This is a genomic window from Paenibacillus sp. FSL H8-0260 (assembly GCF_045040625.1).
GTDB classification, from domain to species: domain Bacteria; phylum Bacillota; class Bacilli; order Paenibacillales; family Paenibacillaceae; genus Paenibacillus_AQ; species Paenibacillus_AQ odorifer.
On record NZ_CP150298.1, the window covers coordinates 335,499 to 357,642 of the forward strand.

Sequence of the window (22,144 nt, forward strand, 5' to 3'; positions counted from 1 at the left end):
TTCGCATTTACGCGAATGTTCCTTTTTGCTAGTCATTTAAGTCACGACGCAAGGTGAAGAGATCTTTCAGAGCCTCTGTGGACAGCTCGGTAATCCAGCCTTCCGAGCTGGAGATCACATTATCGCTGAGCTGCTGTTTATTCTCCAGCATCTCATCAATCCGTTCTTCGAGTGTGCCCAGGGCGATGAATTTATGCACCTGCACATCACGAGTCTGGCCCATGCGGTAAGCGCGGTCAGTTGCTTGATTCTCCACCGCTGGATTCCACCAGCGGTCGAAGTGGAATACGTGATTGGCTGCAGTTAAGTTCAGGCCAACTCCCCCAGCCTTGAGTGAAAGGATGAATACATTCGGCTGATCAGACGGCGATGTGTCTGGGCGTGTAGACCCATCTTCCGCCGAAGGGGCTGGTGTCTGAAACCGCTCGATCATGCGGTCGCGCGCCTGTTTGGAGGTACTTCCGTTCAAATAAAGGACGGGTTCGCCCAGCTCCTGCTGGAGAACCGCCTGAAGCATTTTTCCCATACCCACATATTGAGTAAAAATCAGGCAGCGCTCGTCTTCCGCGCGCAGCTCCTTAACCATGTCCAGCAGTCTTTCCAGTTTGGAGGAACGGTTAATAAGAAAGCTGGTATCCAGTTTATTGTCCGTATCAAGCTCAGGGATAGCTTCTTTTGTCACAAGCATCGGGTGATCGCATAGCTGCTTAAGCCCGGTCAGAGCCCCGAGAATTGCCCCTTTGCGCTCAATGCCTTCCAGCTTCTTCATCCGTTCCAACAGTCCGTTTACGGTTTGATCGTAAAGCGCCGCTTGTTCGGCTGTCAGATGAACATAGGTTTTCATTTCATTTTTATCAGGTAGATCGAGCTGTATATTAGGGTCTTTTTTCTTGCGGCGCAGCATGAATGGTTTTACTAGATTTTGTAGGTCCGCTGTACGTTTCGCGTCGCGTTCCTTTTCAATAGCATTCGTGAATCGGTCATTAAAAGACTTGGCGCTGCCCAGATAACCTGGGGTTATAAAATCATAAATGGACCACAGCTCGGATAATCTGTTCTCTATCGGCGTCCCTGTTAAGGCGACCCGGTGTAGAGCTGGAAAACTACGTACAGCTGCGGATTGTTTGGTTTGGGCATTTTTGATATTTTGAGCTTCATCCAGGCAGATCGTCGCCCAAGTGAATTCCTTTAGCAGCTCTTGGTCAAGCGCAGCAGTCGCATAAGAGGTCAGTACCACATCGGCTTGCGAAGCTGCGCCATAGAAGAATCCTGCGTCCAGACGGCGGCTTCCGTAATGAAGCATAACATTCAACGAAGGCGCGAAGCGTTCCAGCTCTTTCTGCCAATTGCCTAACACGGAGGTCGGGCAGATGATCAATGAAGGCCAGCCTGGTGGGTCGGTCTGCCGCCGGGCTGAGCTTGCATCCGTGTTTTCTTGGATGTCTAGCAGATAGGCGATGAGCTGTACTGTTTTGCCTAGTCCCATATCATCGGCTAGACAGGCCCCCAGCCCAAAGCGGCGCAGAAAGGTCAGCCAGGCGAATCCTTCATGCTGATAGGTGCGCAGCTCCGCTTTAAGGCCTGCGGGTACGGGCGGCTTAGGCCATTCTGAGCGCTGGCCCAGCTGACCGATAAGGCTGATCAAATGCTCGTTCAGCTCTACCTCCAGACGCAGACGCGCGGCATCCTCTTGCAGCTGCTCTTCCGTAGCATCAGCGTCTGCCTCTTCACCAGCTCCTAGCAAGTGGAGCTGAAGCACGTCTTGGAAGGACAAGCCTTGCGACTTGTCCATTCCCGCCATGGCTCTTTGGATTTGCGCCAGCAGAGCCGGATCGAGTGAGACCCATTTGCCCTTGAAGCGGACGAGCCGTTCCCCTCTTGCGACCAGCTCGGCAAATTCGGCTTCAGTGAGATCCGCATCGCCGATGGAGATTCGCCAATCGAAATCGATGATCGAATCGAGACCAAACAGCGACTCGCCACCGCTGCGTTTGTCTTCGCCGGAGCTGATCTTTGCGCGCAGGCGCGGCTTTTTCCGGCTGGCGGCTTCCCACCACGCCGGCAGCAGCACTTGCCAGCCTGCTTCCAGCAGCCGCTGGCTCTCGGCCGTCAAGAACCGCCAGGCGATGGCATCGCTCAGCGGTTCGGCCAGCACATCGCCGCCCGCCGCGAAGCGCTCGGGCGGCAGACTGCCGCGGAGGCGCTCCAGCCATCCCGCGGCCCGTTCATGCACGTGAGCCGACCACGCGGCCGGCCACAAGCCGTACGGCTCGCCGTTATCGGCGAGCCTGATGGGAACAAGCGCGGATTCATCGCGCTTGTCCTGAAGGATCAGCTGCAGCCGCCAATAGGATTCATCCTCATCGGGCTCCAGCAGCTGTAGAGCGGGCCGGAAAGGCGCGGAGTCCGCCTTCCAGCCAATGGCGATAAGCCACGCGGCGGTATCCATGCCCGCTGCAAGTGCTCCGCTTCTATCGAAGAGAAGCGGGAATTCGCTGCGGAGGTCGCCGGCCTCGGCCTCCGTGCTGTAATAGCGCTGCGATACGGCGGCAGAGAACGCCGCACGTAATCCACGGCTAAATTCGCTGCCGCCATTTAGCGCCTCAAGGGCTCCCTTAGCAGTGTCACTGTCCACTGCCACCTGCGCAAGAGCCCCCTCGTCCCAAGTCCATTGCAGCCTCCCGGCGCGGTAGGCGGAGATGTCGGGAATATACTGTTTGTGCTCCAGACATATAGCCAGAAGTGGCGCCAGTTCTGTGAGGTGGGCGGCATCGCCCTCCCAGCTCCATTCGATATGCGCCAAAAGCTTCTGCTCGGCAAAGAAGGGGATGACCTGCTCAGCAGGAAGAATCACTAGCTCCACGCCTTCGCCAGCGGGCTGCACGGTTAACTCTGTACCATAAAAAGACGCCTCATGCCAGGCGAAAAGCCGCTGCTTAAGCTGCAAGCCCGGCACGAGATCTTCGCGCTCATTCATTCCAAATATTAAAGCATCGCCATACTGGCTTAATGCAAGCCGGATGGTTAGCGTGCGTAAATGCATGTTCATGGTATTAGCTTTCCTTTCCGAAGCTCCTCTTGCAGCGCACGGAGCCTGCTATGCCTAATGGCGAAGGCAGTGAGGAACTCTTCCCAGCGTTCTTCTTGTTTCAGCTTTTTATACAGCTTGGATAATCGTTTCAACAATTTCACAGCCGCTTTGTAGCTATGTCTGTTCTTATCCAGCACGAATCTTTCGGCGGCCTGATGGTAAAAGGGCAGCAGAACCTCAGGTGCATTCTTTTCCACCGGTTGGAGGTCTTTGACACGAAATTCGGAGGGCTGTTTACCGATGGACAGCTGATAATCCATCCAGGTCTGCCATTTCTCATAGGTGATTAACTTCTCTTCATAGACTTCGCCAGAGATAGGTAACATGGTGGCTAGTGTGTCCCACATTTGCAGCTCAGCTTCAGGCAGGTGGCGAACAGCTTCTTCCCAACTGGTTGAATAGCTATTGAGATTATAGAGTCTGCTGCTCAGCAGTGGACCGATCTGAACAAGCCAACCCACCAACCGGGACCAATCCCCTGCATCCAGCAGCGGAGAGGTGAAGCTCATGAGCTCATCGGGATGGAGACCCGGGCGTTCGGCAGCCTTATTCAGTAAGTCCCAAGCTTTCTGGTCATCCATCAGATAGTAATACATGCGGCTCTGAGCTAACAGCCACGCATGTTGTGACAGGGAAGCGCCTAATTCACCTTCTGCTTGCTGCAGCTGTTCGATTTCATTCAGGTAAAGCTTAGTTCCACCTGTATTCGGATAAATCCAATTTCTCCACAGCAGATCATAGCTAAGAGAAAAAGAGGGTTGATCCCGTGAGCGATCCCGTGACTCCGTCAACATCTCGCGCCGCAGATAAGATAGAGTATCGATGACGTATGGCCATAGATCCTGCTCTTGCTCGGGGGACAGCGGAAGTGTCTTTTTTAAAAGACCTGTGATTACTTCCTGTAGCTCTGAGACTGCTACCTGTGTGTAATAACCAAGAGAAGGGGCGTAAGCGGCCTGACCGACGGATTGCGTGGAAGGCTTAGCGAGCTTTTCCAACAGATAAAGATGAGCATGCAGAGTGAACAGCTTCTCCGTTTCCGGAAGCATTTTTGGTTTGAATTTATTAATTGCAGACAAGGCCCGACTCACATATTCAGGATTTCGGGTAGTATGGGCTAGAGGGGAGATACAGAATTCAAAATACTCCCGCCACTCCATTATTTTTCCGCTAGCGATGCGGTTGGCCATCTCTTTCATTTGCTGCTGACGAGTTGCATCGGCTCCAATAGAAGTACTTGTTGCTGTACTTGATATTTTGGGCAAAAAGGAAGCAGCTTTAGCGTTAGCCAAAACCTGTACAGATCTATTTTGTTGTTCGGCATAACTCAACAGCACGGCAGCCATATGCTTGCAATGACCTGATACTGGACAATTACAATGACAATTGGTGAAGCCGTCGAGATCAATGGTGACGCGGTAATCCTCTCTACCTTCAACTAGAGCGTTAATCTTACGAGGCTCCGTCATGGTAAACGGCTGCACTCGATTTTGTTTATAATATTGGAACCCCCGCTTGAGGGTAAGATCATCGAAATAATAGGCGACATTTTGGATGAGCTTACTCCACTGCGTATCATCCATAGGATAGGTTGGTTGCATACAATTGGTCTCCTGTAACGAAAATGGTCTTTAGTTGTCTTTCATTATATCACTTCTGCTGGCTTCATCTTTAAATCGTTAAATTTTGATAGATCGTAAGAAAACTCTGTGTAAAAGCTGGCGTGAAGATGATTAGAAGCTAATGGCTTGTATTGAACGGAAGGTCTGAACATATAATAATCGTACTGCAAGTTGGATCATGATTAAATAGGTGTCATTTACGAAAGATCAAACAAAGGTCAAAATTGGTCAAATAAATAAAAAGAACTAATTTCGTTGTGGAAAATCAGCTAATTCGCCTGAATTTGAGCGATAATCGGCTTAAATCGGTTTTGTTATTCCTCGGGTAGGGGACTATAATAAGGTCATAGGTCAAATAAAGTCAAAGTCAATGAGAGGAGAATGGATAATGTTTGATATGGTTCCTTTTGGTAAACGTAGAGATGATGCTTTTGGTGTGCTGGCTAAGTCCTTGAATGATGTTTTTAATGATGATTTTTTTGCACCGATTAAGAGCTCCACGATGTCCTTCAGAACAGATATTCGTGAGAGTGAGCAGGCTTACCTGATTGAAGCTGAACTTCCTGGTTTGAAAAAAGAAGAAATCGACATTGATTATGCCAGTCCTTATTTGACGATTAAAGCGGTACGTAAGGAAGAAAATGCCGAGGAGAACAAGGAACATCAGATTGTACGCAGAGAACGCCGATATGGTGAATATGTGCGCAGATTCTATGTTCAAGATATTGCCGAGGAAGAAATTCGCGCGTCTTTGAAAGATGGAGTGCTGAAGCTGGAAGTTCCCAAACGGCAAAAAATGCAAGGTAAACGCATCGAGATTCAAGACGGAGATTCTAATTCTACGGGTTCGCAGTCTGAATAAGCATAAATTAAGCGGAATGAACTTCCGCTCAGTCTTTTAGAGATGGCAGCGGGCTTTTAATATAGTGTTATGAATAGAAGGCGCATTGTAGTGGAGAATTCCGGCTATGGTGCGTCTTTTCTCGGAGTGCAATGGTGGTCAATATGAGAATAGGGATGGAAAGGAGGAAGCGCGAGTGGCTAGTAAAAGCTATTATGATGCTTTGGGTGTGAGCAAAAAAGCTACTAAACAGGAAATTAAAAAGGCTTATCAGAAGCTTGCCAAGAAGTGGCATCCCGATGTTAACAAAGCCCCTGAGGCAGAGGCGAAATTCAAAGAAGCAGCTGAAGCCTATGAAGTGCTTGGTAATGAGGATAAACGGAAACTCTATGATGAAGAGCTGCTTTATGGAGCTCAACGTGGCAGAGCTAGTGGAGGGGCGGCGAGTGGAGCCTCCTCTTGGGATTCAAACTTTGGTGGAAGTGGAAGCTGGAAAGGTGGAACTTATTCAACAGGAGGTTCTGGTATTTCGGAGGAAGATTTATTCGGGATGTTTTTTGGGAATCGGGGCTCGGCGGATCGGGCTGGCTTTGATTTTTTCTCGGGAAGTGGAACGGGGCGTGCGAATGGCAATCCGTGGGGAGAGGCCCGCAGTACCATGCAGGCGCAGCTGGATATTACCTTGGAGCAGGCTTATAAAGGCGCCACTGTAAGAGTACAGGTCAGTGACAAAACGGTGGATGTGAACATTCCGCCTAGATCCTATGAGGGTACAATTATTAAAATCGCGGGAAACACTCCGGGTGGCGACGTGTTGCTGGCACTTCATATTCTTCCTCATGATATTTATGAGATTCGCGATGGCGACTTATATGGCATGGTTGAAATCGCTCCTTGGCAAGCGGTATTGGGTGGAGAAGTAAAGGTTCCATTACCGGGGGGCGGCGCCGTGAAATTGAAGATTCCAGCAGGAATTCAGAGCGGCAAAACGCTACGTATCCCCGGCAAGGGCTTAAAACGTGAGAATGGTGCGAATGGCGATATTTTATTTGAAATTGAGATTGTTATCCCTGAACCTATCAGCGAAGCGGAGAAAAATCTCTACCGAAAGCTGGCAGACTCCAGCCCTTTCGAAGCCAGAGCTAAACGTCAAAGCACTGGCACCCAGCGGCAGAAGGCGAAAGTGGGTAATTAATAGATAGGTAGAAGAGGTAGAGGTGAGGTGATTTCACTCGTTTGTGATCAACTCTGGTTGGTGAATAAGGTGATTTGAATGCTAGTTGCAGAACAGTAACTTATTTAGCCACTAACTATAAATGAACGTTTCGCTCAAACGGTGAAAGTCGGCACTATGGTGGGAAAAGAGAGTCAAAAGAGAGTCAAAAGTGCTTTCGAAAGTGCCTTCGAGAGTGCCAAACTGGGATCGATGGTCGAAAAGAAAGGCAAAAATGCCTTAGAAAGCGCTGAATTAAGCTCGATGGTCGAAAAGAAAGGCAAAAATGCCTTCGAAAGTGCTGAATTAGGCTCGATGTGCGAAAAAAGAAGCAAAAATGCCTTAGAAAGTACTGGCGAGGGCTCATTGGTCGAAAAGAGAGGCAAAAGTGCCTTAGAAAGTGCCGAATTGGGCTCGTTGTTCGAAAAGAACGGTAAAAATCCCGTAGAATGAGCGCAAACCAACTAGTTACTCGAAAAGAACGGGATAAATCCCGCAGAATGAGTGCAAACCAACTAGTTACTCGAAAAGAACGGGATAAATCCCGTAGAATGAGTGCAAACCAACTAGTTACTCGAAAAGAACGGTAAAAATCCCGTAGAATGAGCGCAAACCAGCCAGTTACTCGAAATAAGCGGGATAAATCCCGTAGAATGAGCGCAAACCAGCTAGTTACTCGAAAAGAGCGGCAAAAATCCCGTAGAATGAGCGCAAACCAGTTAGTTACTCGAAAAGAACGGTAAAAATCCCGTAGAATGAGTGCAAACCAACTAGTTACTCGAAAAGAACGGTAAAAATCCCGCAGAATGAGCGCAAACCAACTAGTTACTCGAAAAGAACGGTATAAATCCCGTAGAATGAGTGCAAACCAACTAGTTACTCGAAAAGAACAGTATAAATCCCGCAGAATGAGTGCAAACCAGCCAGTTACTCGAAATAAGCGGGATAAATCCCACTAAATTAACCTATCCCCGGCCCAAAAGGCCGATTTAATATAATCACTCCTAAATAGAAAGGTGAGAGAGCTATGGATTTCAATAAATTAACTCAAAAGCTGCAGGAAGCAGTAGCTGCGGCGCAGTCGCTGGCATCAGACAGCGGTCATCAGGAGATCGATAATCTCCATCTGTTAAAAGCGTTGCTTCAGCAGCAAGAAGGATTGCTGCCAAGATTGCTGCAAAAGATGAATATCCCTGTGGCTGAGCTGATGCGCAGCACAGATGAACTGCTTCAACGCAAGCCGAGCATCAGCGGGTCAGGAGTAAGCACGGTAAGGCGTTACGCCTCGCAATCGCTGATTCATCTGCTGGAGCAGGCGGAGAAGGAAGCGGCGAAGATGCAGGATGAGTTTGTTTCTGTGGAGCATGCGGTGCTGGCCATGGTGTCGGATTCGAGCGGGGAGAATCGTGAGCTAAGGGATCTTTTTGTCCGCCGTGGGCTGACCCGTGAGAAGCTGATGTCGGTGCTTGCTGAGATCCGTGGACATCAGCGGGTAACCAGCCGGGAGCCAGAAGCTACTTATGAGGTGCTGGAGAAATACGGCCGTGATCTTGTAGCAGAGGTTCGCGCGGGCAAGATTGATCCAGTCATTGGTCGTGATGGCGAGATCCGCCGGGTAATCCGGATTTTGTCCCGTAAAACGAAAAATAATCCTGTGCTGATCGGTGAACCAGGTGTAGGGAAAACAGCCATTGTGGAAGGCTTGGCCCACCGGATCGTGCGCAAAGACGTACCAGAGGGGCTGAAGGATAAGACGATTTTTTCACTGGATATGAGTTCACTTGTGGCAGGCGCGAAGTTCCGTGGTGAATTCGAAGAACGCCTGCAGGCGGTATTGAGGGAGGTTCGCGAAAGTAACGGCCGCATTATTCTTTTTATTGATGAGCTGCATACGATTGTGGGAGCAGGTAAAACCGAAGGCTCGATGGATGCGGGCAATATGCTGAAGCCGATGTTGGCCCGGGGTGAGCTGCACTGTATTGGTGCCACAACGCTCGATGAATATCGCAAATATATAGAGAAGGACCCTGCGCTGGAGCGCCGTTTCCAACAGGTGCTCGTGAGCGAACCCGATGTAGAGGATACGATCTCCATTTTGCGTGGTCTGAAGGAGCGGTTTGAAGTTCACCACGGGGTCAAAATCCATGACAGCGCACTGGTAGCCGCAGGGGTATTGTCCAATCGTTATATTACGGATCGATTTTTACCGGATAAGGCGATTGACCTAGTGGACGAGGCTTGCGCCATGATCCGCACAGAGATAGACTCCATGCCGGGTGAGATGGATGAAGTGACCCGCCGCCTGATGCAGATGGAGATTGAAGAAGCAGCGCTTAAAAAAGAAACCGATGACGCCAGCAAACGCCGTCTCGAAATATTACAGCGCGAGCTCGCTGACCTGAAGGAGAAGCAGCTAGGAATGACGGCGCGCTGGGAGAAAGAGAAGTCGGCCATCCAAGGGATTCGCGACCTCAAAAAACGGCTGGAGCAAGCACGTAAGGATCTGGTTGATGCACAGGAGGAATATGATCTTAATAAGTCAGCCGAACTGAGCTACGGCATTATTCCTGATCTGGAGCGTCAGCTGAAAGCAGCGGAAGAAGCGGCACAGCAGGATCAGGATACAAGATTGCTACGTGAGGCTGTTACTGAAGAGGAAATCGCAGATATTGTCTCCCGCTGGACCGGCGTTCCGGTTAGCCGACTGGTAGAAGGCGAGCGGGATAAGCTCCTGCGTCTGGAGGATACGCTGCATGAACGGGTAGTGGGCCAAGACGAAGCTGTCAGCTTGGTGGCCGATGCAGTGCTTCGGGCAAGAGCGGGAATCAAAGATCCGAATCGCCCGATTGGCTCATTCCTGTTCCTTGGCCCGACGGGTGTAGGGAAGACTGAGCTCGCTAAGTCGCTTGCGGTATCTCTTTTTGACCGCGAAGATGGCATGATCCGTATAGATATGTCGGAGTATATGGAAAAGCATAGTGTCTCCCGTCTCGTCGGCGCACCTCCAGGATATGTTGGATATGAGGAAGGCGGGCAGCTCACGGAAGCTGTGCGGCGTCAGCCTTATACTGTAGTGCTGCTCGATGAAGTGGAGAAGGCGCATCCCGATGTGTTTAACATTCTGTTGCAGCTGCTTGATGATGGACGGCTGACTGATTCACAGGGCCGAATGGTTGACTTCAAGAATACAATCATCATTATGACTTCCAATATCGGTTCACCTCATCTGATTCAAGGCACCGATGAAAAAGGTCAGCTCACGGAAGCTGCAAAGGATAGAGTGATGAAGGAACTGAGTGGTCATTTCCGTCCAGAGTTCCTGAACCGGGTGGATGACATTGTAATGTTCAAGCCGCTGACACTGGGTGAGATCGAGAAAATTGTGGACAAACTGGTGGATGGATTGCGTCTACGTCTGGCAGAACGGGAGATCGGGCTGGCATTAACTGAATCGGCAGTGCGTTTTATCGCTAAGGAAGGTTTTGATCCTGTGTATGGGGCAAGACCGTTGAAAAGATTTATCCAGCGCAGCTTGGAGACACGTGTGGCGCGTGCGATTATTGCTGGTGAAGCCGCAGAGGGATCAGTTATTCAGGTGGATGAATCCGGCAACGAGCTGACAGTAACCATTCTGAAGCCAGAAGTCGATGGACCAGAGAGTTCTGAATTGAGTTCTGAATAAAAAAAGGGCGTTCACAAAACCCTAATGGTTTTGTGAACGCCCTTTTTATTGTAAGCCTCATTCCACCCAAGGGATTAGATGAGGCTGTTCATCCAAGATGGACATGTACTGCTCTTTCCAGCCGTATTTGCCGTCGGGGTCGAGGAGCATATAACGCAGATATTTTTCCAGCCGGAACTCGGCTTTGGACCAACCGAGATGCTTGAGCCGCAGATTGCTTAGCTGATGAGACAGCTCGAAAATATTTTCCGGGAACCGCCCACAGTGCTGTGGGGATTCATTCCATACATAGTTGAAGTCTTCTTTATAGCGAAGCAAAAAAGGGCGGTAGTTCAGATGAGAGCGCCAGTAGGTATCCTCCCTGTAATGGTTCGCGTTCCATAAATCGTAAAGGCGGAAGCAGAACAGATCGACCCCATCTGCATACAGCAAGGAATCTATATTTTCTGCAAAGCTGGCTTCAAAGATCTCATCCGCGTCCAGACTCAGAATCCACTCGGGATTTGTCTTTAGGACTTCCTCCCACTGCTGTTTTCGCAGCTCAATTTCATTGCTGAACTTGGATTCGGTATTATGCACGAGACGAACGGGAAGGCCTTCAAGTGCTTCCAGACAGACAGCTGCTGTATTGTCGGTGCTGCCGTCATCAATAATGACAGCCTCATCGATATATTTGCGGTGTTCCTCCAGAACCTGTCGCAGGAAGCGCCCGCTTTCATTTTTTACAACCATGGTAAGGGTTAGCTTGGGACGCTTTTTGGTTATAGGAGCAGCTGCAGCCTCATTGGAATTTTCCTCGATGGGTGTGGGTGCCGATTCAGCTTTTACCCCTGTTGTTTCTCTGATGAAATCTTCAACTTTGTTCAAATCACTATCTCTGTACAAATGAAGGGCAGGATAATGGGTGTCAACAAATAGCGGAATGCCAAGGGCCGCGGCACGAATGCAGAAATGGCGATCCTCGCCCCAGTATGATATGTTCCGGATCTGATTGTAGCTCACCCCGGCTTTTATCGCATGCTGGCTAATCAATGTACAAGCGCCGAGACCCCCCACTTCATAGATTCCAGGATTGCGGAGTTTGGTTATGAATTCATGAAATCTGCGGTTGATCTCCTCGGGTTGCAGTTTTTCGCCGGGAAGTATCTCCCACTGATTATATTCGTCATGCATCCAGACCTGCGGCTGAAACATGGTATCTGGCTGCCACTGTGTCCAAAATACCTCTGAAATAATATCTTTGTTCGTCCCTATTAGATGTCTTAGCGTATCGGGGTGGAGGATGAGGTCTGAGTCGATCAGAAACAGGTAGTCGTAGTTCAGGGTTTGCGCTCGGTTAATCATGAGGTTTTTGAAGTTGGCGACTTTCCAGACTAAATCAGAATTCCAATAGTGAGTCGTATCATTGCGAATGTACGCATCGTTAAAGCCGGAGCTTTGAATAAAAATATGCTCGCCCTTGCTTTTAAATTCCTGGAGCAGCCGGCTGGATTCCTCATCATCATTGTCATCAATCAGATGGAAATCCAGTTCGATTTGCTCGATATTCAAGCGCAGCAGGGAATTCAGAAATTCCCGTAATACATTGGGCTTTTGATGGATCGGGCTGCCGATTAATACGCGTGTCTTATTCATTGCGGCCTCCTTGGGGGACTCTCCCTTTCTTCCGAGAGGTATAGGTATGTTCTCAATATATTTACAGTGAGAGAGTAATAATCCTTATTTCGCAAAGTTCTTATAGTAAATTAGAAATGAGAGTTGGATAAATTGAACTTTTTAGATATATTAATTTTGATGAATCTGCTGTACAATTACCGGATAATTAGATAAGAATGCAGCCAGATGAGCACAGGAATGAGACTATGGATAAATCACCACTAAAAGTTCAGTAGTTAATCAATCTGTTACTGGCCATGAATCCTCGTGCGGATGTGTTCTGGGATGATGGAAAGGGTGAATACCGACCTCTGCTGAATGAGGATGCTGAGGAAATTGATTGCACCGGAAGAGACAGCGAAGACTGAAGCTCATATTGGTGGCTGAACAGAGTTTGATTATTGCGACCCTTGGCATACTGTATTCGGAAGAGTCATTTCAGGTATGGACCCTGTGGATACTTTAAGGCGTGGGGATGTCATGAAAAAGGTTGAAACTATCAGTTCCCTCAATATTACATTAATGTGAAATGCTATCCATTGTAATTCCTAGTATCCCGATATACAATATAAAAACAAACAAAGACAATATAGACACGGGGGAGAAACTTATGCGTAGAGGATTATCTGGAGTTATTACTTTGGTTTTGTTAACATTTTTGATTAGCGCGTGCTCCGGGGGAAATAACGCCGCTTCGACAAATACAAATCAGACGCCTACGGCTACTGAAGGATCGACAGCAAGCACTGAACCAAAAGATGGCGGCAACTTAATTATTGGGGTCGCTGCAGATCCTGTCATTCTAAATCCGAACTATGCAGGTGATCGTGTCAGTCTGACGATTGACCAAGCGCTCTACGCGCCATTGTTCCAAGTGAATAACGGAGAGAAGACCTTCTACTTGGCAGACAGCCTGACACTTTCCGAAGATAACCTGACTTATACATTGAAACTGAAAAGTGGACTAACTTGGCATGACGGAGAAAAGCTTACAGCTGACGATGTCGTGTTCACGATTGATAGCATCCTCGATGAGAAGCAAAACAGCATGCTGAGAGCGAACTTATTCATCGGTGATAAACCCGTTAAGGCAGTTAAGGTGGATGATCTGACTGTAGAGTTCAAGCTTCCGCAGGTCAGCCCAGCTTTTGAAGCTACACTAGTGCAAGTATTTCCGATTCCAAAGCATATTTTTGAGAATGAGACGGATCTAGAGAAAAGCACCAAGAATGCTGCTCCGGTTGGATCTGGCCCATTTAAATTTAAAGAATACAAAGCAGGCGAATATGTTACACTCGAGAGATTTGACAACTACTTTGGCGGCAAACCACATCTTGATTCTATAACGTACCGGATTGCTAAAGATACGAATGCTGCGAATCTCGCACTTCAGAATGGTGAGATCAACATTAAGTATCTAGATCCACAGGATGTTGGAACGATTGAGGCTTCGAACAATTTCGAAATCCTGCCTTATAGTGAAGGCCGATTGTCCTACCTGTTGTTCAATGCAAACAGTGATAGAGGTGCTCTTGCTAAAAAAGAAGTTCGTCAAGCCTTGTCTTTAGCCCTAAATCGTGATGAAATCATTCAGGCTGCTTATACTTCTAACGAGTATGCAGACCCGGCGAAGTCCTTTTTGACTCCGGATGCATTGTTCTATACTAATGACGTACCTTCTTTTGATAATGATGTAGAAAAAGCCAAAGAGCTTCTGCAATCGGCAGGGGCTAGCGATCTGAAATTGAGATTGATTGTATCGAGCGGTAATAAAGCTCAGGAAGCCATTTCACTATACGTGCAGCAAAAGCTAAAGGCCATTGGCGCTGAAGTTGAACTGCAAAATATGGATGCCTCGGCATATGGCCAGAAATTCAGTGATATGAATTCAACAGATTTTGAACTTGCGATTGCAGGTTATATTATGGGTTACGATCCTGATGCTTACAGAATTTTGTATACTTCTACTGCAGACTCTAACTACTCGCATTATAATAATGCTGAAGTCGATAAGTTGTTCAATGATGGTGCAGGAGAAGCAGATGTAACTAAACGTGGTGAGATCTATAAGAAGATCCAAGAGATCATTGCTGACGATGCACCGATTTATCCAATTGCTAATACTAAGACTATCGTAGCTGTCTCCAAGAACTACGGCGGTCTAGAAGAAGCAGTCTTGAAGCCTGTCGTTATTTTTGAAGATTTATCGAAAATCTACCTTAAATAAGAACGGGAAAAAATAAGCTGGTCAATCCAGCTTATTTTTTTACCGATATAGAACTGGGAGAATATACGTATGAGACAACTTATCGTCCGAAGATTACTGCAAACCCTGCCGATGCTGTTTTTTGTCTCGGTTGTGTGCTTTGCGATGATTAAGCTGGCTCCGGGGGATCCGGTACTATCCTTCGTTACGCCGAATATGCACGCGGATGATATTGAGCGCATCCGGCATAACCTTGGGCTGGATAAGCCAGCCTACATTCAATATTTTATATGGATCAAAGAAGTACTGCAGGGCAATTTCGGTTATTCCCTTGTGAATCATCAGCCTGTATTGGAGCAAATTCTAGAACGTTTACCTGCAACAGCAGGTTTGATGGGCAGTGCAATCGGCTTAGCCGTTCTGTTGGCGATCCCGATGGGTCTGCTTGCTGGAGCTAACCGGAACCGCTGGGTGGATAAACTAATTAATTTTTTATCCTATATCGGAATTTCAGTGCCTTTATTTTGGCTGGCCATCTTACTTATGTACTTATTCGCAATTAAGCTGCACCTGCTGCCTATAATGGGGATGCGAACCATTGGTGTGGAATCAGCGGTTGATGTATTGAAGCATGGTATTTTGCCTTGCGCCGTATTGGCGTTTGGATTTCTGGCCGGTTACGTACGATACATCCGCTCTAGTACGATTGGACAGCTAAAAGAAGAATATGTGCAGATTCAATATGCTTTTGGATCCAGCAAGACAACGATTCTGTTCCGTCACGTGCTTAAGCATGTACTGTTGCCAGTAATTACATTGCTCGGGATGTCGATGGGTGATCTGGTGGCGGGTGCAATTGTAACGGAGACGGTATTTTCATGGCCGGGTATTGGCTCTTTAGGGATGACTGCGGTTAAAGGGATGGATTATCCCGTAATTATGGGAATAACTTTGTTCTCTTCTTTAATGCTGATCATCGGCAATCTGGTCGCGGATATTCTATATAGCTTCGTGGACCCACGAATTAAATTAACGAGGTGACCTCATGAATCGCAGTAAATGGAAAAGTGTTGGAGATGAGCTATTTACGAATAAATTGGGTGTCGCAGCCCTCATTACTTTAATCGTCTTCACACTAGGCTCTATATTTGCTTTTTTATCCGGACATGATCCGAATGCAATGGATGTTTTGGCACGTTTGAAAGCACCCGGGGCGGATCATTGGTTTGGTACGGATGATTACGGCCGGGATTATTTTGCCCGAGCTTTGTATGGTGGCCGGGTATCTTTGCTAGTTGGTTTTGCTTCAATGATCATCGCCACGGGTATAGGTGTGACGGTGGGCGTAATCAGTGGATATTTTGGCGGATGGATTGATAATCTATTGATGCGGATGCTTGATGTAGTGATGTCCATTCCATCTTTCCTTGTGCTGCTGCTGCTCAGCGTATTTCTGAAGCCGAGTGTAGGAAACATCATTTTAATTATTGCTCTATTAATGTGGATGAACATTGCCCGTGTGATTCGTGCGGAGACGATGACGATTAAAGAACGGGAATATGTACTGTATGCAAAAACTTCCGGCCAGAGCAACTTCGGAATTATTTGGCGTCATATTCTTCCGGGGCTAGTACCTGTTGTGATTGTAGGTGCGACGAATAATATCGCTTCCGCGATTATGATGGAGTCGTCCCTAAGCTTCCTTGGGTTCGGGGTACAACCTCCGAATGCCACTTGGGGCAGTATGCTTAACAATGCGCAGGGATATATCGCTCAGGCACCTTATTTGGCATTGTTCCCGGGGTTATTGATACTATTAACGGTTCTGAGCTTTAATGTTCTGGGCGATATTTTGCGGGTTGGCTTTGAACCGAAGCTGATCCGAAGATAGGAGTGTGAAGACATCATGACGGAACGGCTATTGTCTGTTGAGAATTTGAAGGTTTCCTTCCAAACTCGGGATGGAGAGAATCAGGCAGTTCGTGGCGTTAGCTTTCATATAGATGCTGGAGAAACGGTAGGGATTGTTGGTGAATCCGGAAGCGGGAAAAGTGTAACTGCGAAGGCGATTATGTCGTTGATTACACCTCCGGGTAAAATTATCGCTGGAAATATTAATTTTCGTGGTGACAATTTATCTAACCTTTCGGAAAAAGAGTGGAGAAAACTGCGCGGTAACCGCATAGCGATGGTGTTTCAGGACCCCATGACTTCTCTTAATCCTGTGAAAAAAATCGGCCAGCAGCTTACGGAGGTCATCCGGCGGCATCGCGGCTTAAATAAGGAAGCAGCGTTTAAAGAGGCAGCAAGTATCCTGCGGCAGGTGGGCATTAATAATCCTGAGCAGCGGCTGCAGCAGTATCCGCATGAATTCAGCGGCGGGATGCGGCAGCGGGTCATGATCGCTATGGCTCTTTCCTGCCAGCCAGAGCTATTGATTGCGGATGAGCCGACAACTGCGCTTGATGTAACAATACAGGCCCAAATTCTTGATCTTTTTAAAGAGCTAAAAAATAATACCAGTACAGCTATAGCGCTGATCACTCATGATTTGGGTGTGGTGGCTCAGGTATGTACACGGGTTATCGTAATGTATGGTGGACTAGTGATGGAGGAAGGTACGGTGGAGGATATTTTTTATCGCCCACAGCATCCTTACACGAAAGGTCTGCTTCGCTCCATTCCGAAACGTGACGGCAAATCGCGTGAACGTCTAATTCCAATCGAAGGCACACCTCCGGATTTGTTGAATCCTCCTTCTGGCTGTCCCTTTATGGAACGTTGCCCTAATGCTTTTGCCCGTTGCAGCGAACGTCCTCCGGTAATCGAATTATCGCCCGGTCACCGTTCGATGTGCTGGTTAGCAGATGGCGTGCAGGAGACTCCAGCCGTAGCTGGCGTTGAAGGGAGCGGTTCGGTTGAGTGACAATAAGATTCTAGTGGACGTAAATAATCTCAAAAAACATTTCTCCAAAGGCAAGGATATGTGGGGACGCGATACATCGGTGCTTAAGGCAGTAGATGGCGTAAGCTTTCAGATTCGTCAGGGAGAGACCTTTGGGCTGGTTGGAGAGTCGGGAAGCGGCAAGTCCACGGTTGGACGCTGCTTGCTGCGCTTATATGACTACACAGACGGTGAAGTGTCTTTTGACGGGCAGCCGCTGAGCAAGCTTGGAGAGAAGCAGCTAAAACCTTTTCGCAGACGCATTCAGTCGATCTTCCAAGATCCCTATTCATCACTTAATCCAAGCTTAAGTGTGCTTGATCTGATCAGTGAGCCGATGAAAATCCACGGTATCCACGAAGGTGAAGAACGCAAAGAAGCTGTTGCGGCATTGCTGGAAAAGGTAGGTTTAAAAAGAGAACATCTCTACCGCTTCCCGCATGAATTCAGCGGTGGCCAACGCCAGCGGATTTCGATTGCCAGAGCATTGTCCGTAAGACCTGAATTTGTTGTGTGTGATGAACCGATCTCAGCGCTGGACGTGTCTGTCCAGGCTCAGGTAGTGAACATGCTGGAGGATTTGCAGTCCGAATTCGGCTTGACCTATCTCTTTGTCGCACATGATCTGTCGATGGTACGGCATATTTCTGACCGGATCGGCGTGATGTATGGCGGTCGTCTAGTGGAGGTAGCCGAAAGTGATGAGCTGTACGAGAATCCTATTCATCCTTATACAAAGGCGCTGCTGTCTTCCATCTTGGAGACGGATCCCCGGCGGGCCAATCAGAGAATTATTTTAGACGGATATTCGCAAGAGTATGGCAGAGCTGAGACTTCCACACTACAGGAAGTAAGTCCGGGCCATTATGTTGCTTATGATTTTACGGTATGATTAGACTCTATATATAGATTGGGAGGGATCAGAATGTCAGAGAACTTAAACCGGGTAAAGTTATCCCAGTGGGATGCGTTATTGGTGGAATCACTCCGCTCCTTGGGGTGGTCTGATGAGGATATTCTTCGTAAAGTGGCAGAGGGCGATTTGCCCGTTGACAAGAGCGAATACCAATTTGATTATAAGCAGCTGACTACGTTGCAGTCAGAGCAGCCGGAGTTGTTCGGGCAAGCGGTGAAGACAGGCTATCAGATTAAATACAACACGATTCGTGGGATTCGCAGCTGGATATGGGTAGCTCTGGGCAAAGAAGCGGCTCTGGAGCTTGAGGAAGGTAAGGAAGCCGCTGAGGTGGCTTTAACCTTGGCCGAGAAGGAACGTTTGGCTTCTGTGTTATCCTTCGGTTGGCAGATCGGGAGCGATACGAAGGCAGCGGTTGGAGATACAGCTGTCTACCGGATTGCACCGATTGGACGTTAAGCTGAATAGCTACAGTAAAAAACGATTGTTGCGGGGAAGGACTCCCTGTGCACAATCGTTTTTTTGTTATATTTCTCGCTTAAATGCTTATCTTTAATATACGCTTACCGCTGGGTAAAATACCTCATAGTGTGCAGCCTCAATCCAGCTTCCTGTCTTAAAATCTCTGCCCCGGACAAGCACTTTATCGCTATACACTTCTACATAGAAGCCTTGGCTGCCCTCTTTATGTTTATCTTCATTAGTCCAAAGATAGGCGACAGAAGCAGCATTAAACATCGTTGCGATCTCTCCATCGCCAGGGAACATAGTGTTGTCTACCTCCAGCTCCCAATGGGTATGTCCAGTGAATAACAAGGTCTGAGGGTATCTCGACAGGATTTCTTTTAATTCCTTATCTTGTGTGACACCATACCAATCTTGCGATTCCAGCGATCCGGCTACGGTGTCTTTAAGCGGTTGATGCAGGAAGAGAAAGATAGGCTGATCTGGTGAAGCTTGTTCTCCAAGCTTATGCTCCAGCCAATCAAGCTGTTCAGAAGAAATATCACAGAATTTGGGCAATCCTTGTTCTGTCCCTAGCATAATAAAATGATAGCCATTGACCCAGTGATCATGATAGGGTCCGGACATTCCGGTCTGTGACGTATACATTCCTAAACGTGATTCCCAATTTCCGAGGCCCACATCATGATTGCCTAAGGTAAAGGTAATCCCGGGCAGTTCGGTTTTGTATTGTTTGAGGATACGAAGCATTTCTTCGTATTCAGCAGGGAAGCCGTGGTCTGTGACATCACCGATATGCATAATCCCGCTGCTGCCTTCCCCATGCGCTGCTATATCACGGAGAGCCAGCTCGAAGTTAAGATTGTACTCATGATTGCGGTCAGCAGTGACATGGGTATCCGTAATGATCTGAAAGGTGATAACTGGTTTATCTTCAGGTGATGTGTTCGTACTCATGTTTGGGCATCCTCCTTCATCTATGAACCTATCCAATACTGTTGCTGTTCGCTAATGCGTCTTGCCGCTAATATTCAGTCCTATGATCCCGACAATGATGACGGCTATCCAAAGTAGTGAGGATAGGGTTAGCTTTTCTTCAAAGAACAGGGTTCCTATGAAGGAAATCAGGATGATTCCCGCTCCTGACCATATCGCATAAGCTACGCCTACCTTAATAGAGGTGAGAGCATAATTCAGGGAGGTGAAGCTGGCTCCATAGAACAGGAACATAAGCACGGAAGGCCAGAGCTGGGTGAACCCTTGAGATATTTTCATTGAGAGGGTCCCTGAGAGTTCGAACACAATAGCCAGCGCCAGAAACATCCATGCCCATATTCCTTCTATTCTCACAGGGGAGTAACCTCAATTCTGAGCTCAGCATAAGATTGTACAATGAGATCTGCATCCGGGAGAATATGTGTTGAAGCAGTAGTACCGTCGCTTTCTGCTAGGCCGATAGCTACCTGTACACCCGCTGCTTTAGCCATTCGCATATCCCCGTTAGTATCGCCGATAACCGCTGTGTACGCGGGTTCCACGGCTAACCTTTTGCAGGCAAGCTGCACCATGTCGGGGAAAGGTTTACCCTGATCCACAAGATCTGTTCCAATTACCTCGGAGAAATAATGCCGTATGCCCAGCCATTGGAGATGTTTGTCTGCGGCCTCTGTTTCATCTGCGGTCACCACGGCGAGAGGAATGCCTGCACTCACACACTCATCAAGAAAACGATGAAGTCCCGGAAGGGAGTGAACGGGGCGTTTCTCTTCTAACCTAACATCCGCTTCGAGACGGCATTGATGGACAAGCTCCATGGACTCCGCCCAAGATAAACCTTGCAGATAACCCTGCCATGACAGAATGGCATAAAGATCACTCATAGTCCCCATAGCCAGCGGTCCGTTGCGATCATAATCGGTAATGCTCCCCTGGGCATTGTGTACAGTTCCCATTAATGCAGGGAGCTGCTCTTCTGCAATCTGTAGCCCTCTTTGTCTCATATACTTCGTGAATCTCTCTAAAAAACATTCGCCCCAGCTGCCCCAGAGGGATACGAACTGGAGCAGCGTACCATCCTTATCGAATAGAATAGCTGCTACAGCATATCTGCCTTGTGGAGTGATGAGCTCAGACATGAAGTCCACCGCCCTTTATTTTAATTTATCAAGCGCTGCTTGTGCCGTTTCTTGTGCTTCCTTAAGTGCTTGTGCTGCTGGGATATTCTCAATCTGCAGCTTATCTGCGGCGATTGTCAACGCATCGTTAATTTTGCCGCCAGTTGGGTCTTGGAAAGGTGCAGAACCATGAGAAGCTTGCATCAATGGAACCTTAATCTGTGGATTGCTTTCGCTGAATGACACAAACGCCGGGTCTTGCAATGCGGATTGGCGCACCGAAATATATCCCGTATTAATGGACCAGGACGCAGTATTCTCAGCATTCGTGAAGTAGGTTAGCCATTTCATAGCTGCTTCCTTTTCACTGTCGCTGGCTTTGGATAGAATGCCGGCCATAAGGGCTTGGGCTACGGGTTTGCCCTCACCGATCCCTGCCCAGCCTGGCTGCTCCATAGCCGAAACAATGCTGAAGTCCAAGTCGCCCTGATCGCCGCTGGAGCCAGTGTAGCCTGCGGCTTGACCCTTCATTACATCGTCAATCGTCTTGTACCAATACTCCCAGCCTTGACCGCCGGAATGAATCCGCATGATCTTATCCTCGTGAATCCACTTGCGGAACAAATCCCAGGTTTCAATCCACTCTTTAGAGTCGACCATAACTTGTTTTCCATCCTCACTAAGGATAGTGCCTCCTTTGCTGAGTACGGCATCAATCATGTTCCCTGAACCCCACATAGGCTCCCAACCATAAAGGGTGGTTTTGCCGCCGTCCTTCACTGTCATTTTCGCAGCTGCGGCAGCCAGATCTTCCCAAGTCTTTAGTGTGCTCGCATCAATTCCATTCTTCTCAAAAACATCTTTGCGGTAGTACATGACCTGCGTTGTTCCATACATCGGCAGGAAGTATTGCTTACCATCAACCTGGCCCTGATTTAGAAAGGTTTGGACAAAATCCTCTTTATTAAAATCTGGCTGCAGTGCCATAAGCTCGTCTATCGGAGCGAAATATCCTTTACGGGCCCAATCTACATTGGAGGAGAGAGCAGCCGCAGGTACTTTTCCTGTAGCGATAGCTGCTTGCAGCTTCTGTTCGGTTTCCGTGTAGTCTGCCTGCGCGATACCTTTGACGATGACCTCTTGCTGAGAGGTATTAAATTTCTGAATCAGTGCCTCCATATTCTCACCAAGCTTGCCGCCGAGACCATACCAGAATTCAATTGTTACCGGTGCATTTTGTGTGGGCGCAGCCTCTGTGGAGGGGGAGGAAGAAGCTCCATTCGCCGCTGTAACATTGCCTGTATTCGCATTTCCTCCGCAAGCTGTTAACATTGTAAATCCGGCAACTAAAGACAGGGTGGACAGTCTCTTCAATACGTTCATCATCATTCTCC

At 48.1% G+C, this 22,144-nt stretch carries 17 protein-coding genes and 1 pseudogene; 11 read left to right on the top strand and 7 right to left on the bottom strand.

Translation table 11 applies throughout. The annotated features are described in order from the left end of the window. Positions 1-28: 28 nt before the first annotated feature. Both MHI51_RS01530 and MHI51_RS01535 read right to left on the bottom strand, forming a co-directional pair. Entirely contained in the window at positions 29-3,049 is a 3,021-nt protein-coding gene (locus MHI51_RS01530) for a DEAD/DEAH box helicase (protein ID WP_405173505.1), read from the bottom strand. Then, positions 3,046-4,692, bottom strand: coding sequence for an SWIM zinc finger domain-containing protein (locus tag MHI51_RS01535; RefSeq protein WP_405173506.1), 1,647 nt, complete (start codon positions 4,690-4,692; stop codon positions 3,046-3,048). The genes MHI51_RS01530 and MHI51_RS01535 overlap by 4 nt, the downstream gene beginning before the upstream one ends. A 409-nt stretch (positions 4,693-5,101) precedes the next feature. Between MHI51_RS01535 and MHI51_RS01540 the strand changes: the two genes are divergently transcribed. The 4 genes from MHI51_RS01540 to clpB all read left to right on the top strand — a co-directional run bounded on the left by MHI51_RS01540 (position 5,102) and on the right by clpB (position 10,449). Next, positions 5,102-5,575 (top strand): Hsp20/alpha crystallin family protein, encoded by a 474-nt coding sequence (locus tag MHI51_RS01540; RefSeq protein WP_076186194.1) that lies wholly within the window; start codon positions 5,102-5,104, stop codon positions 5,573-5,575. A gap of 175 nt (positions 5,576-5,750) precedes the next feature. Next, on the top strand, positions 5,751-6,749 hold the full coding sequence (locus MHI51_RS01545) for a DnaJ C-terminal domain-containing protein (RefSeq protein WP_405173507.1): 999 nt from the start codon (positions 5,751-5,753) through the stop codon (positions 6,747-6,749). Positions 6,750-6,905: 156 nt separating this feature from the next. Further along, complete coding sequence (locus tag MHI51_RS01550; RefSeq protein ID WP_076275933.1) at positions 6,906-7,220, top strand: hypothetical protein; 315 nt, start codon at positions 6,906-6,908, stop codon at positions 7,218-7,220. 574 nt (positions 7,221-7,794) lie between these two features. Next, the gene (gene clpB, locus MHI51_RS01555) at positions 7,795-10,449 is read left to right on the top strand and encodes an ATP-dependent chaperone ClpB (protein WP_341000930.1); all 2,655 of its coding nucleotides are present in this window, start codon (positions 7,795-7,797) and stop codon (positions 10,447-10,449) included. A 57-nt stretch (positions 10,450-10,506) separates the two neighbouring features. Here clpB and MHI51_RS01560 read toward each other — a convergent pair whose 3' ends face one another. After that, a complete protein-coding gene (locus MHI51_RS01560) occupies positions 10,507-12,084 on the bottom strand; it encodes a glycosyltransferase family 2 protein (RefSeq protein ID WP_405173508.1) in 1,578 nt (525 codons plus the stop codon). Between the two features lie 435 nt (positions 12,085-12,519). Here MHI51_RS01560 and MHI51_RS01565 point away from each other — a divergent pair. The 7 genes and pseudogenes from MHI51_RS01565 to MHI51_RS01595 form a co-directional block, all read left to right on the top strand. Further along, a pseudogene (locus MHI51_RS01565) lies at positions 12,520-12,633 on the top strand (peptidylprolyl isomerase); the annotation flags it as partial. A gap of 82 nt (positions 12,634-12,715) precedes the next feature. Next, the gene (locus MHI51_RS01570; protein ID WP_076275935.1) at positions 12,716-14,332 is read left to right on the top strand and encodes an ABC transporter substrate-binding protein; all 1,617 of its coding nucleotides are present in this window, start codon (positions 12,716-12,718) and stop codon (positions 14,330-14,332) included. Between the two features lie 69 nt (positions 14,333-14,401). Further along, positions 14,402-15,352 (top strand): ABC transporter permease, encoded by a 951-nt coding sequence (locus tag MHI51_RS01575; RefSeq protein WP_036687292.1) that lies wholly within the window; start codon positions 14,402-14,404, stop codon positions 15,350-15,352. A 4-nt stretch (positions 15,353-15,356) separates the two neighbouring features. Continuing rightward, on the top strand, positions 15,357-16,202 hold the full coding sequence (locus MHI51_RS01580; RefSeq protein WP_405173509.1) for an ABC transporter permease: 846 nt from the start codon (positions 15,357-15,359) through the stop codon (positions 16,200-16,202). A gap of 15 nt (positions 16,203-16,217) precedes the next feature. Further along, positions 16,218-17,237 (top strand): ABC transporter ATP-binding protein, encoded by a 1,020-nt coding sequence (locus MHI51_RS01585; RefSeq protein ID WP_076127008.1) that lies wholly within the window; start codon positions 16,218-16,220, stop codon positions 17,235-17,237. Continuing rightward, positions 17,230-18,147 (top strand): ABC transporter ATP-binding protein, encoded by a 918-nt coding sequence (locus MHI51_RS01590; RefSeq protein ID WP_280753353.1) that lies wholly within the window; start codon positions 17,230-17,232, stop codon positions 18,145-18,147. Before MHI51_RS01585 ends, MHI51_RS01590 begins: the two co-directional genes overlap by 8 nt. A gap of 33 nt (positions 18,148-18,180) precedes the next feature. After that, complete coding sequence (locus tag MHI51_RS01595; protein WP_405173510.1) at positions 18,181-18,630, top strand: hypothetical protein; 450 nt, start codon at positions 18,181-18,183, stop codon at positions 18,628-18,630. Positions 18,631-18,723: 93 nt separating this feature from the next. On the opposite strand, the gene MHI51_RS01600 is transcribed toward MHI51_RS01595, so the two are convergent. Genes MHI51_RS01600 through MHI51_RS01615 form a run of 4 tightly spaced genes read right to left on the bottom strand, consistent with a single transcriptional unit; the run spans position 18,724 to position 22,133 of the window. Beyond that, on the bottom strand, positions 18,724-19,593 hold the full coding sequence (locus MHI51_RS01600; protein WP_405173511.1) for a metallophosphoesterase family protein: 870 nt from the start codon (positions 19,591-19,593) through the stop codon (positions 18,724-18,726). Positions 19,594-19,644: 51 nt separating this feature from the next. After that, positions 19,645-19,986, bottom strand: coding sequence for a multidrug efflux SMR transporter (locus tag MHI51_RS01605; protein WP_248549163.1), 342 nt, complete (start codon positions 19,984-19,986; stop codon positions 19,645-19,647). Beyond that, positions 19,983-20,771 (bottom strand): HAD family hydrolase, encoded by a 789-nt coding sequence (locus MHI51_RS01610; protein WP_405173512.1) that lies wholly within the window; start codon positions 20,769-20,771, stop codon positions 19,983-19,985. The genes MHI51_RS01605 and MHI51_RS01610 overlap by 4 nt, the downstream gene beginning before the upstream one ends. Before the next feature lie 15 nt (positions 20,772-20,786). After that, positions 20,787-22,133: an ABC transporter substrate-binding protein gene (locus tag MHI51_RS01615; RefSeq protein WP_081398219.1), complete on the bottom strand. Its 1,347-nt coding sequence runs from the start codon at positions 22,131-22,133 to the stop codon at positions 20,787-20,789. Positions 22,134-22,144: the final 11 nt, after the last annotated feature.